An 11,804-nucleotide genomic window follows, 5' to 3' on the forward strand; every position below is an offset into this window, starting at 1 on the left:
GTTCGGCAACTCGCGGGCGCCCGCCCGCTGAGGAATAGCACGTTGGTTTGAAACTCGCCCCTATCACACAGGCTCAAGCGGGGCGAATGTCAAAGGAGGAACAGTGGGAGCTCTCGGTGTCGTTGGTTATGGTCTCGGCGTTATCGGCGCGGGCATCGGCATTGGCCTGGCCGCCAGTGGCGTCGCGCAGGGCATGGCGCGTCAGCCTGAGGTCCAGGGCCGTCTGTTCACGGTCTTCATCCTGGGCTCGGCCTTCGTCGAGGCCCTCGCCCTCATCGGCTTCGTCGTCAGCCTCATCGTCAAGTAGCGCTGTCGCACGTTTCCGAGTGGAGGCAAGCATGAAGAACACTGTCACAAGGCTGCTTGCGCATGCGGGCGTCATCGCCGGTGCCGTCCTCGCGACGCCCGCCGTGGCGTTCGCCGAGGAGTCGGCGGTCGGCCCCGACATCCTGATTCCCAAGATGGCGGAGTTCATCCCCGCGCTCATCGCCTTCCTCGTCATCCTCGCCGTGCTCGCCAAGCTCGTGTGGCCGCCGGTGCTGGAGATGATGGAGAAGCGCCAGCAGAAGATCCAGGAGGACCTCGACGCCGCCGAGCGCTCCAAGGTCAAGGCGGCCGAGGAGGCCAAGGGCTACGAGGCCAAGATCCTCGAGGCGCACCACGAGGCCGACGCCATCGTCGCCAAGGCCAAGAAGGAGGCCGAGGAGGTCCGCTCCGCGGTGCTCGCCAAGGCCCAGCGCGAGGCGGCCGACATCATCGCCAAGGCCCACGGCGCCGTGGACTCCGAGCGCCACAAGGCCATGATCGAGCTCTCCAGCTCCGTCGTGGATCTCTCCGTGGAGATCGCGAGCAAGATCATCGGCAACGACCTCTCCGAGGAGGAGCAGCGCCGTCTGGCCGAGAAGTACCTCGCGGAAGTGGGAACCCCCGATGAGCAGCGCTAGGCGGGTGGACGCCGAGAAGGTCGAGGCGTACACGCGGGCCCTCCTGGAGGCCGCCCGCTCCGAGGGCCGCGCCAACGCGGACCTCGTCCAGTGGCAGCACGCCCAGAAGTTCACGCCCGAGGTGCTGGAGACCCTCGCCGCCATGCAGCGCGAGGACGACCTCGGCCTCGTGGAGGCGGTCGCCAAGCACTACAAGGAGCTGCTCGACGCGCAGGACACCACGGTCTCCGTGACCGTGACCACCGCCGTGCCCATGGACGACGAGCTACGCACCAAGGTGCGCGCCAAGACCGAGAAGGACCTCAACGCCCCGGTCTACCTCGTCGAGCGCGTGGACCCGGCGATCATCGGCGGCATCATGCTCGAGGTGCGCGGCAAGCGCTACGACGCCTCCGTGCGTGCCCAGCTGGCCAACATCCGCAAGACCCTCTCGTCTACCTTCATCGAAGGCGAGGAACGCTAAATGGAAACCATCAGCTCCGAGAAGATCATGAGCACGCTGCGCGAGGAGCTCGCGCAGATCAACGCCACGGTCGACCGCCAGGAGGCCTCGGTCGTCACCGAGGTCGCCGACGGCATCGCGCGCATCTCGGGCCTCAAGACCGCCATGGCCGGCGAGCTGCTCAAGCTCACGAGCTCTACCACCGGCCTCGACGTTTACGGCCTGGTCCAGAACCTCGACCAGGACGACGTGGGCGCGGTCCTCTTCGGCGACGCCGAGGAGATCAAGGAGGGCGACGAGTGCCGCACCACCGGGCGCGTCATGGACATCCCGGTCGGCCACGCCATGCTCGGCCGCGTGGTGAACCCGCTCGGCCAGCCGATCGACGGCCTCGGCCCGATCAACGCCACCCACCGTCGCCCGATCGAGTTCAAGGCCCCTGGCATCATGGACCGTCAGCCGGTGTGCGAGCCCGTCCAGACGGGGCTTCTCGCCATCGACGCGATGGTGCCCATCGGCCGAGGCCAGCGCGAGCTCATCATCGGCGACCGCAAGACGGGCAAGACGGCCATCGCGATCGACGCCATCGTCAACCAGCGCGACACCGACATGATCTGCATCTACGTGGCCATCGGCCAGAAGGCCTCCACGGTCGCCGGCATCCGCGAGTCGCTCGCGCAGCACGGCGTCCTGGACAAGACCGTCATCGTCTCCGCCACGGCCGCCGAGTCCGCGCCGATGCAGTACATCGCGCCGATGGCCGGCGCCGCGATCGGCGAGTACTTCATGTACAACGACGAGCACGGCAACCCCGCCGACGCCGAGCACCCCGGCGGCCACGTCCTGGTGGTCTACGACGACCTCTCCAAGCAGGCCGTCGCCTACCGTCAGATGTCGCTGACGCTGCACCGTCCGCCCGGACGCGAGGCCTACCCCGGCGACATCTTCTACCTGCACAGCCGCTTGCTCGAGCGCGCCTGCAAGCTCTCCGACGCCAACGGCGGCGGCTCGCTCACGGCGCTCCCGATCATCGAGACGCAGGAGGGCGACGTCTCCGCCTACATCCCCACGAACGTGATCTCCATCACGGACGGCCAGATCTACCTGCAGTCCAACCTCTTCTTCCAGGGCCAGCGCCCCGCCGTCGACGTGGGCATCTCCGTCTCGCGCGTGGGCGGCGACGCCCAGATCAAGGCCATGAAGCAGGTCGTGGGCACGCTGCGCCTGGACCTGGCGGCCTACCGCGAGAAGCAGGCCTTCTCGCAGTTCGGCTCCGACCTCGACGCCACGACGCAGTACCAGCTCAACCACGGCGCCCACGTCATGGAGATGCTCAAGCAGCAGCGCTTCTCGGCGCTCGACGTCCGCGACCAGGTCATCGCGATCTTTGCCGCCAAGGAGGACTTCCTCGACGACATCGACCTCGAGAACGTGACGCTCTTCCGCGACGGGCTCGCCAAGTACATGTCCGAGCACTGCCCCAAGCTGCGCTCCTCGGTCATGAAGGGCAAGATCGACGACGCCACGGCCTCGCGCCTGCGCGGCCGCATCGCCCGCTACAAGAAGCTCTTCCTTGCCGAGCACCCCAACCGCAAGCGCCTCGAAGACGTGGAGCAGGCCGCCGAGGACACCGTCGCCGCGCCGCCCGAGGGCGGCCACGAGCCGCTGGACGGTCAGGGGAAGTAGACCATGGCCAGCCTTCGTGAGATACAGCGGCGCATGAGCTCCATCCGGAGCACGATGCAGATCACGCGCACGATGGAGATGATCTCCACAGCGCGGATCCACCGGGCGCTCCAGCGCGCCGAGGAGGCGGAGCCGTACAAGAACGCGATCACGCGCATGCTCGCCAACGTCGCCGAGGCGGGCTTCTCGTCCGGCCAGCCGCTCCTCGCGCAGCGCACGGAGGAGAAGCACGTGCTGTTCATCCTCGTGGCCTCCGACAAGGGCCTCGCGGGCGGCTTCAACATCGTGCAGCAGCGCGCCGTGGAAAGCGAGATGCGGCGCCTGCGCGCCCGCGGCGTCGAGTCCTCGGTCATCACGTGCGGCCGCAAGCCCACCGAGTACTTCACGTACCGCAAGATGGCGCCCGTGATGTCGTTCGTCGGCATCTCCTCGGAGCCCAACCAGGACGAGGCCGACCGCATCGCCTCCTACGTGATGCGCGGCTACGCCACCGGCGAGATCGACCGCGTCGTGCTCTACTACTGGCACGCCAAGAACCGCGTGGAGCAGACCCAGGTGGTGGAGCAGCTCCTGCCCATCACCAAGGAGCAGCTCACGATGCCCAACAAGCCGCGCGAGCGCGAGGCGCTCAGCAAGGTCGAGGGCCACGCCTACACCGACTTCGCCTTCGACCCCTCGGCCGAGGAGGTCCTGGGCAAGCTCATGCCCGCCTACTTCCGCACGGTCATCTTCCACGCGCTGCTCGACTCGGCGGCCGCGGAGCACGGGGCGCGCCGCCGCGCCATGCAGTCCGCGACCGACAACGCCCGGGAGGTCCTGGGCACGCTCGAGCGCACGTACAACCGAGTCCGCCAGGGCTCCATCACCACCGAGCTCAACGAGATCATCGGCGGCGCTTCCGCATTGGAGGACAACTGATGGCAGAGAAGAACCACGAGACGCGCACCGCCCTCGAGGAGGCCGCGTACCACAAGCTCAACCGCACCGTCGGCGTGGGCTCGATCGTCCGCATCGTCGGCCCGGTCGTCGACGTCAAGTTCGACGGCCAGGTGCCGGGCATCTACACCGCGCTCGTCGTCGAGGGCGACACCCCCGTCGGCCACGTGAGCACGGTGCTCGAGGTCGAGTCGCAGCTGCCGGGCGGCGTCGTCCGCACGGTGGCCATGTCCTCCACGGACGGCCTCACCCGCGGCCTCAAGGTCCGCGACACCGGTCACCCCATGATGATGCCGGTCGGCCCCTCCACCCTGGGCCGCGTCTGGAACGTCATGGGCCAGCCCGTCGACGGCGGCGAGGTCCCCGAGGACGTGCAGTACTACCCGATCCACCACCCCGCGCCCGCCTTCGACGAGCTCACCACCACCACGGAGATCTTCGAGACGGGCATCAAGGCCATCGACCTTCTCGAGCCCTACGTCCGCGGCGGCAAGACGGGTCTCTTCGGCGGCGCGGGCGTCGGCAAGACGGTCCTCATCCAGGAGCTCATCAACAACCTCGCCCAGCAGCACGGCGGCACCTCGGTCTTCACCGGCGTCGGCGAGCGCACCCGCGAGGGCACCGACCTCTACCTCGAGATGAGCGAGTCCGGCGTCATCGACAAGACCTGCCTGGTCTACGGCCAGATGAACGAGCCGCCCGGAGCCCGCATGCGCGTGGCGCTCGCCGGCCTCACCACGGCCGAGTTCTTCCGTGACCAGGGTCAGGACGTGCTCCTGTTCATCGACAACATCTTCCGCTTCTCCCAGGCGGGCTCCGAGGTCTCGGCCCTTCTCGGCCGCATGCCCTCCGCCGTTGGCTACCAGCCCACGCTGGCCACCGAGATGGGCGAGCTCCAGGAGCGCATCACCTCCACCAAGGAGGGCTCGATCACCTCGGTCCAGGCAGTCTACGTCCCCGCCGACGACCTCACCGACCCGGCGCCGGCCACCACGTTCACGCACCTCGACGCCACGACGGTTCTCTCCCGCGCGATCACGGACCTGGGCATCTACCCGGCCGTGGACCCGCTGGCGAGCTCGAGCTCCGCGCTCGACCCCGCGATCGTGGGCGAGGAGCACTACCGCGTGGCCATCGCCGTGCAGGAGACCCTCCAGGAGTACTCCGACCTCCAGGACATCATCGCCATTCTCGGCATGGACGAGCTCTCCGAGGAGCAGCAGCACGTCGTCGCGCGCGCCCGCAAGATCCAGCAGTTCCTCTCGCAGTCCTTCCACGTGGCCGAGAAGTTCACGGGCAACCCCGGCACCTACGTCACGGTCGAGGACACCGTCCGCTCCTTCGCCGAGATCGTCGACGGCAAGTGCGACGACCTGCCCGAGCAGGCGTTCCGCTTCGCCGGCACGATCGACGACGTGCGCCGTCGCGCGGCCGAGATGGCGGCGTCGGCCGAGAAGGGCGGGGAGTAGGCCCATGGCCGAGCTCAACTGCCAGTTCGTGCGCCCCGACCGGCTGCTCTTCGACGGGCCGGTCGCCAACCTCGTGCTCGTCACCTACGCGGGCGAGCTCGGGATCTGGCCCGGCCACGCGCCGGAGATCGTGGCGCTCGGCGACGGCGTGGTGCGCATGCGCACCCGGCAGGAGGACGGCGGGCACGAGTACGACGTCGTCGTCTCCGGCGGCTACGCCGAGATCGACAACGACGGCGTCATCATTCTCGCCGACCACGCCCGCCGCACCGACGACATCGACCCCGACGTCGTGCGCCGTACGCGTGACGAGGCGATTGAGGCCCTCGACGGGATTGGCGAGGGCGACCATCGTGCGGCATACTATGAGAAGAAGATCCGGTGGTGCAACCTCCTGCTCAAGCATGCGGCGGGGGGCGCCGCGTAGCAGCTGAGCACGGAGGACGCATGGAAGTCATTCAGATCGAGGGCGGTCACCGCATCACGGGCGAGGTGAGCGTCGAGGGCGCCAAGAACTCGGCGCTCAAGCTCATGGCCGCCACCATCATGGCGCCCGGCGTCACCACGCTCACCAACGTCCCCAACATCGCGGACGTGCACGTGATGGGCAAGGTCCTCAAGAACATCGGCGCCCGGATCGAGGTCGTCAACGAGCACGAGCTCCGGATCGACACCGGGGGCGTCGACTCCTGGGAGACCCCCTATCACCTGGTCGCGCAGATGCGCGCCTCCACGGCGGTCCTCGGCCCGCTGCTCTCGCGCTTCGGCCGCGCGATCGTGGCCATGCCGGGCGGCTGCAACATCGGCGCGCGCAGCATCGACATGCACATCCTCGGCCTCGAGGCGCTCGGCGTCGAGTTTGCGGTCAAGCACGGCAACATCCACGCGAGCGCGCCGCACGGGCTCGTCGGCAACACGGTGACGCTCAACTTCGCCAGCGTGGGCGCCACGGAGAACCTGATGATGGCCTCGGTCTTCGCCAAGGGCGTCACCACGATCGACAACGCCGCCCGCGAGCCCGAGATCGTCGACCTCGCCAACCTCCTCAACGAGATGGGCGCCAAGATCTCCGGCGCGGGCTCCCCCGTGATTGAGATCGAGGGCGTCTCCGAGCTCCACCCGGTCACCCACCGCGTGGTGGGGGACCGCATCGAGGCGGGGACGTTCCTCGCCATCGGCGGCCTCACGGGCGAGCCGGTCACCGTGCGCGGCTTCGCGCCGCTGCACCTGGGCCTCGTGCTCAAGAAGTACGAGCAGATGGGCATCTCGATCGAGCGCGGGACCAACTGGTGCCGCGCCTGGCGCGACCGCCCGCTCGTCCCCACGGACATCCAGACGCTGCCCTTCCCGGGCTTCCCCACGGACATGCAGGCGCAGACCATGACGCTGCTCGCCCTCGCCAAGGGGAGCTGCGTCATCACCGAGAACATCTTCGAGAACCGCTTCATGCTCGCGAGCGAGCTCACGCGCATGGGCGCCGACATCGCGATCGAGGGGCACCACGCCATCGTCCACGGCGTCGACGGGTTCTCCGGCACCCAGGTGAAGTCGCCCGACCTGCGCGGCGGCGCCGCCCTCGTCATGGCGGGCCTCGTCGCGGACGGCATCACCACGGTCTCCCAGATTCACCACATCGACCGGGGCTACGAGGGCTTCGTCGAGAAGCTCGCCTCGCTCGGCGCGCGCATCAGGCGCACGGACCTTCCCGACGAGGAGGAGTAGGACGATGGGCAACTCCGAGCGACGGGACGACCACGCCCTCAGCCGCGCGGGCGAGGACTACCTCGAGGCGATCTACCGCATCTCCCGCGAGGACGCCGCAGGAGCCTCCGTCCGCTCCGTCGACGTCGCCGAGCGGCTCGGCGTCTCCAAGGCGAGCGTCAACAAGGCTCTCTCCACGCTCAAGGAGGCGGGCATGGTCGAGCAGAGCCGCTACGGCCGCGTCACGCTCACGCCGGAGGGCGAGAAGTACGCGGCGCTCGTGTGGCGCGCCCACCGCGCCCTGCGCACCTTCCTGGAGTCCGACCTCGGGGTCGAGCCCGAGACCGCCGACTCCGAGGCCTGCCTCATGGAGCACGTCCTCTCCGCCGAGACCATGGGTCGCCTGATCAGCTATCTCGAGCGCCAGGGCATCGTCGTCCCGGAGTAGCGCCTCCCCTTACTGGCGCACGACAGCCGCTGACAGGACGGGCCCTGTATGAAGCGCGGGGCTTGGGGTATGTTGTGAGTGCCGCCGGGCATTTGACGGCAGCGCACGCACACACGACCCGAAGGGAAGACCATGAAGGCAATCATTCCTGCCGCCGGCCTCGGAACCCGCTTTCTCCCCGCCACCAAGTGCTCCCCCAAGGAGCTGCTCCCCGTCATCGACAAGCCCGTCATCCAGTACGTCGTCGAGGAGGCCCTCGAGCCTGCGGGCGTCGACGGCGTCGTGATCGTCAACTCCCACGAGAAGCCCCAGATCGAGCAGTACTTCTCGGTAGACGAGGGCTTCGAGTCCATGCTGCGCGAGCGCGGCAAGGCCGCCGAGGCCGAGCGCGTTCACACGGCCTCCTCGCTGCCGGTGTCCTTCGTCTACCAGGACGTGGCGCGCGGGCTCGGACACGCCGTCCTCCAGGCTGCCGAGAAGATCGACGGGGAGCCCTTCTTCGTCCTTCTCGGCGACTACTTCGTCCCGGGGCGCCAGATGTGCGTCCGCATGGAGGAGGTCTCGCGCGCCCACGGCGGCGCCTCGGTCATCGCCGTCGCCCCCGTCCCCGCCGACCAGGTGAGCCGCTACGGCATCATCGCCGGCGAGTGCGTCGGCTGCCTCCCCGGCACCGACGCCGCAGACGAGCAGGAGGGCGCGGTCTGGAAGGTGACGGGCCTGGTCGAGAAGCCCCGTCCCGAGGATGCCCCCTCGCACCTGTTCATCGTCGGGCGCTACCTGCTCTCGCCGCGCGTGATGGAGCTGCTTGCCACGCAGGAGCCCGGCGCCGGCAACGAGATTCAGCTGACCGACGCCATGGAGCGCCTGCTCGCCGAGGAGGAGATGTACGCGCTCGTCGTCGACCCGGCCGAGGGGTGTGACACGGGCACGCCCGCCGCGTGGGCGGCCGTCAACGCCCGGATGGCGCTCGAGGACCCGTCCCAGCGGGACGCCTTCCTCGAGGCGTTCGGCCCGGAGGGCGCCGCTCGTCTTGGATAAGAGGGCGGACATACTTCGCTTTGGCGTCGACGGCTGGCACGCCCGCTTCGACGACACCTTCTCGGAGGAGAACGTCGCCCGCATCGCCGACGCGCTCGGGCTGGTCTGGGCCAACGCGTGGCCCGGGGCGACCGTCTACGTGGGCTTTGACACGCGCCACGACGCGCGGGAGAACGCCCGGCTCGTCTCCGGCGTGCTCGCGTCGTACGGCCTCGAGGTCAAGATGTCGGACCGTGCGGTCCCGACCCCGGCCGTCGCCTGGACGTGTGCCCGCGACGAGCGGGCCGTGGGCGCCGTGGTCCTGACGGCGAGCGAGCGCTCCTGCGAGTACGGCGGCGTGGTCGTGCGCGGCGCCGACGGCGGCCCGATCTCCCCGGAGCTGCTCGACGAGGTCGAGCAGGCCGTCTCGCTCGCCCCCACCGCCGCGCGCGGCGCGTTCGAGGAGGTTGACCTCGTGAGCGGCTACCTCGCCTCGCTCGCCGCCTGGGTCGACCGCCCCTCCATCGAGGCCGCGCGTCCCAAGGTCGTGGTCGACGCGATGTTCGGCGCGGGCACGGGCCACCTCGCGGGCCTGCTCTCCGACCTCGGGTGCGAGGTCGTCGAGATTCACGTGGAGCCGCGCGAGGACTTCGGCGGCATCCATCCCGACCCGCGCGACCCGTGGGCGGACTCGTGCGAGCAGGCGGTCGTGGCGCACGGCGCCGACATCGGGCTGCTGCTGGACGGCGACGCCGACCGGGCGGCGGTCGTGGACGAGGCGGGCAACCTCCTGCCGGCGCGCGTCCTCGTCCCGCTGGTCCTGGGCAACCTCGTGATGGGGCACGGCGCCCACGGCCGCGTCGTGCGGACGCTGACCTGCTCGGCGTGCATCGAGCGCGAGGCGAGCCGACTGGGGTGCGAGACCACCTCGGTCCCCGTCGGCTTCACGCGCGTCTACCGGGAGATGCTCGAGCCCGACGTGATCATGGGGGTCGAGGAGTACGGCGGCGTCTGCGTGCCCGCGCACCTGAGGGAGCGCGACGGCCTGCTCGTCTGCCTGCTCGCCGTCGAGATGCTGGCGCGCGCGGGCAAGACGGTCTCGCAGATGGCGCGGGAGCTCGAGGGCTCCATCGGCGCCATGTGGTACGCGCGCCGCGACCTGAGGCTCGACCCGGCGGCGAGCCAGGCGTTCCGCAACGTGCTGCCGGGGCTGAACCCCTGCGACCTGGCGAGAAGGGCGCCCGTCGAGGTGTCCCACGCGGACGGCCTGCGCCTCCAGTTCGACGACGACTCCTGGGTGCTCATCCGGCCGTCCCGCACGAGCCCCATGGTGAGGGTCTACGCCGAGGCGCCCTCCGCCCAGGAGCGCGACGCGCTGCTCGAGGCGGCCTGCGCCCTGGTCCGTCGCGGCCTCTGAGCCGCCCGCCGTGCGCGTCGCGCATGACATAACCCTGCGCCGGGACGGGCACGAGGAGCTCATCGAGGAGATCTCCGAGGCCTGGCCCCACGTCCTCGAGTACGTCGAGCTCGACCGCTGCCCAAACCGGACATGCACGTGGCACTGGCACTAGGAGGTGGAGCTCTTCTACGTGGAGAGCGGCGCCCTCGAGTACCGGACCCTGCGCGAGCGGCTGGTCTTTCGCGAGGGGTCCGCCGGCTTCGTCAACGCCGGGGTGTACCACATGACGCGCGCCGTGGACGAGGAGCGCGCGACGGTGCAGCTGTGCCACATCTTCCGCCCCGCGCTGCTCGAGGACGTGGGCGGGCTGATCGCGCGGCGCTTCGTCCGTCCGCTCGTGGAGGCCCGGCAGGTGGAGGTCATCTCGTGGGACCCGGCCCGCGCGGAGGACGCACCCGCCATCGAGCTCGTGCGCCGCTCCTTCGAGCTGGGCGAGAAGGACGACCCCGCCTACGAGCTGCGCCTGCGCTCCGCGCTGTCGGACGTCTGGGCCCTCGCGCTCGAGCGCGCCAGGCCCCTGATGGAGGCCTCCCCGGCCCAGCACCCCACCCACCGCGACCTGTGCTTCGAGCAGATGCGCTCCTTCGTGCACGACCACTACGCCGAGCCCATAGAGGCGGCCGACATCGCCGCTGCCGCCTGCACGAGCGTGCGCGACTGCTTCCGCTCCTTCCGGGACTACGTGGGCATGGGCCCGGCGCACTACGTCAGGGAGTATCGCGTCCGGCAGTCCTGCCGGCTGCTCGCCCATACCTCGCGGACGGTCGAGTCCATCGCCCTGGCCTGCGGGTTCTCGTCTGCGGCGCAGTTTGGCCAGGCGTTCAAGAAGATGATGGGCGTCACGCCGTCCGCCTACCGCGCAAAGTGGCGCGAACCCGATACCTAGTGGCACGAATGCCCATGGCCCCGCGCCTGCCGTCTTGCCATCCTTGCTCTTAGAGACAGGGAGGCCGAGAGGGAAGGAGATTCCATGGCAGGGTTCAGGCACGTGGTATTCGACGTTGACGGGACGCTGGCGGACACCAACGGCATCTCGCTGAGGGCGCTCCAGGACCTCGTGTTCGAGGAGACGGGCGAGGAGGAGGACCTGGAGGACCTTGCGTTCGCATGCGGCATTCCCGGAAAGGTCGCGCTCGAGCGTCTGGGCATCCGGAGGCCGGGCGCCCTCGAGCGCTGGGACCAGATCATCGTGGCGCGGGGCGAGAAGCCCGAGGCCTTTCCTGGCGTGAGGAGCCTCCTTCTGGCCCTGAAGGGGGCGGGACATCAGGTCGGCGTCGTCACCTCCCGCAGGAGGGACGAGTACGAGTCCGCGATCGTGCCGCTCGGCCTGGAGGAGTGCGTCGACGAGCGGGTGTTCGCGGAGGACGCCCCGGAGCCCAAGCCGAGCCCGGCTCCGCTGCTGACCTATCTGGAGCGGACGGGCGCGAAGCCGGAGGAGACCATCTATATAGGTGACTCGGAATACGACGCGCGATGCGCGCACAATGCCGGCGTCACGTTCGCCTTTGCGGGATGGAGCGGCGAGAAGCCCGTGGAGGACGCGAGCTTCTGGGCCTCCGAACCGGGGGACATATTCCTCATCGCCGAGTGGGCTCTGACCTGAAGTGCCCCAAATGTGTGCGAATCGTGGAGCCCCCGATTCCCGGGCCCCGATCGGGGCCGGGCGCGTATAGTTAATCCCCGCGCACGGACGGGCCAGCGC

Annotated in this window: 14 protein-coding genes; all 14 read left to right on the forward strand. The window is 69.5% G+C overall.

All coding sequences use genetic code 11. The annotated features are described in order from the left end of the window. Nucleotides 1-103 precede the first annotated feature (103 nt). On the forward strand, nucleotides 104-307 hold the full coding sequence (gene atpE / locus H6A07_RS05400; protein WP_075278954.1) for an ATP synthase F0 subunit C: 204 nt from the start codon (nucleotides 104-106) through the stop codon (nucleotides 305-307). A 31-nt stretch (nucleotides 308-338) separates the two neighbouring features. After that, entirely contained in the window at nucleotides 339-944 is a 606-nt protein-coding gene (gene atpF / locus H6A07_RS05405; protein WP_204813904.1) for a F0F1 ATP synthase subunit B, read from the forward strand. Beyond that, on the forward strand, nucleotides 931-1,407 hold the full coding sequence (locus tag H6A07_RS05410) for a F0F1 ATP synthase subunit delta (RefSeq protein WP_204813905.1): 477 nt from the start codon (nucleotides 931-933) through the stop codon (nucleotides 1,405-1,407). The genes atpF and H6A07_RS05410 overlap by 14 nt, the downstream gene beginning before the upstream one ends. Further along, a complete protein-coding gene (atpA, locus tag H6A07_RS05415) occupies nucleotides 1,408-3,072 on the forward strand; it encodes a F0F1 ATP synthase subunit alpha (protein WP_204813906.1) in 1,665 nt (554 codons plus the stop codon). It begins immediately after the preceding gene. A gap of 3 nt (nucleotides 3,073-3,075) precedes the next feature. Next, nucleotides 3,076-3,990, forward strand: a complete 915-nt coding sequence (gene atpG, locus H6A07_RS05420; RefSeq protein ID WP_204813907.1) for an ATP synthase F1 subunit gamma — start codon at nucleotides 3,076-3,078, stop codon at nucleotides 3,988-3,990. Continuing rightward, nucleotides 3,990-5,477, forward strand: a complete 1,488-nt coding sequence (atpD, locus tag H6A07_RS05425) for a F0F1 ATP synthase subunit beta (protein WP_204813908.1) — start codon at nucleotides 3,990-3,992, stop codon at nucleotides 5,475-5,477. The genes atpG and atpD overlap by 1 nt, the downstream gene beginning before the upstream one ends. 4 nt (nucleotides 5,478-5,481) lie before the next feature. After that, on the forward strand, nucleotides 5,482-5,904 hold the full coding sequence (gene atpC / locus H6A07_RS05430; protein ID WP_204813909.1) for an ATP synthase F1 subunit epsilon: 423 nt from the start codon (nucleotides 5,482-5,484) through the stop codon (nucleotides 5,902-5,904). Between the two features lie 20 nt (nucleotides 5,905-5,924). Then, on the forward strand, nucleotides 5,925-7,199 hold the full coding sequence (gene murA, locus H6A07_RS05435) for a UDP-N-acetylglucosamine 1-carboxyvinyltransferase (protein ID WP_204813910.1): 1,275 nt from the start codon (nucleotides 5,925-5,927) through the stop codon (nucleotides 7,197-7,199). Nucleotides 7,200-7,203: 4 nt separating this feature from the next. Beyond that, the gene (locus H6A07_RS05440; RefSeq protein WP_204813911.1) at nucleotides 7,204-7,626 is read left to right on the forward strand and encodes a metal-dependent transcriptional regulator; all 423 of its coding nucleotides are present in this window, start codon (nucleotides 7,204-7,206) and stop codon (nucleotides 7,624-7,626) included. A 132-nt stretch (nucleotides 7,627-7,758) separates the two neighbouring features. Then, nucleotides 7,759-8,664 carry a UTP--glucose-1-phosphate uridylyltransferase gene (locus tag H6A07_RS05445; protein ID WP_204813912.1) on the forward strand — a complete coding sequence of 302 codons (906 nt, stop codon included), beginning with the start codon at nucleotides 7,759-7,761 and terminating at the stop codon, nucleotides 8,662-8,664. Then, nucleotides 8,657-10,060 carry a phosphoglucomutase gene (locus H6A07_RS05450; RefSeq protein ID WP_204813913.1) on the forward strand — a complete coding sequence of 468 codons (1,404 nt, stop codon included), beginning with the start codon at nucleotides 8,657-8,659 and terminating at the stop codon, nucleotides 10,058-10,060. The genes H6A07_RS05445 and H6A07_RS05450 overlap by 8 nt, the downstream gene beginning before the upstream one ends. A gap of 10 nt (nucleotides 10,061-10,070) precedes the next feature. Further along, the gene (locus tag H6A07_RS05455) at nucleotides 10,071-10,214 is read left to right on the forward strand and encodes a hypothetical protein (protein ID WP_204813914.1); all 144 of its coding nucleotides are present in this window, start codon (nucleotides 10,071-10,073) and stop codon (nucleotides 10,212-10,214) included. A 3-nt stretch (nucleotides 10,215-10,217) separates the two neighbouring features. Continuing rightward, nucleotides 10,218-10,988, forward strand: coding sequence for a helix-turn-helix domain-containing protein (locus H6A07_RS10375; protein ID WP_204813915.1), 771 nt, complete (start codon nucleotides 10,218-10,220; stop codon nucleotides 10,986-10,988). Between the two features lie 84 nt (nucleotides 10,989-11,072). Beyond that, entirely contained in the window at nucleotides 11,073-11,705 is a 633-nt protein-coding gene (locus H6A07_RS05465; RefSeq protein ID WP_204813916.1) for an HAD family hydrolase, read from the forward strand. The last annotated feature ends 99 nt before the right edge of the window (nucleotides 11,706-11,804 follow it).

This window comes from Olsenella uli, assembly GCF_016899935.1.
Taxonomy (GTDB): Bacteria; Actinomycetota; Coriobacteriia; order Coriobacteriales; family Atopobiaceae; genus Thermophilibacter; species Thermophilibacter uli_B.

Bases quoted from the DNA above. Each gene is read 5' to 3' on its own strand.
- H6A07_RS05445 (WP_204813912.1), top strand. From the start codon at position 7,759: ATGAAGGCAATCATTCCTGCCGCCGGCCTCGGAACCCGCTTTCTCCCC.
- atpG (WP_204813907.1), top strand. From the start codon at position 3,076: ATGGCCAGCCTTCGTGAGATACAGCGGCGCATGAGCTCCATCCGGAGC.
- murA (WP_204813910.1), top strand. From the start codon at position 5,925: ATGGAAGTCATTCAGATCGAGGGCGGTCACCGCATCACGGGCGAGGTG.
- atpF (WP_204813904.1), top strand. From the start codon at position 339: ATGAAGAACACTGTCACAAGGCTGCTTGCGCATGCGGGCGTCATCGCC.
- atpA (WP_204813906.1), top strand. From the start codon at position 1,408: ATGGAAACCATCAGCTCCGAGAAGATCATGAGCACGCTGCGCGAGGAG.
- atpC (WP_204813909.1), top strand. From the start codon at position 5,482: ATGGCCGAGCTCAACTGCCAGTTCGTGCGCCCCGACCGGCTGCTCTTC.
- atpD (WP_204813908.1), top strand. From the start codon at position 3,990: ATGGCAGAGAAGAACCACGAGACGCGCACCGCCCTCGAGGAGGCCGCG.
- H6A07_RS05465 (WP_204813916.1), top strand. From the start codon at position 11,073: ATGGCAGGGTTCAGGCACGTGGTATTCGACGTTGACGGGACGCTGGCG.
- H6A07_RS05440 (WP_204813911.1), top strand. From the start codon at position 7,204: ATGGGCAACTCCGAGCGACGGGACGACCACGCCCTCAGCCGCGCGGGC.
- H6A07_RS05410 (WP_204813905.1), top strand. From the start codon at position 931: ATGAGCAGCGCTAGGCGGGTGGACGCCGAGAAGGTCGAGGCGTACACG.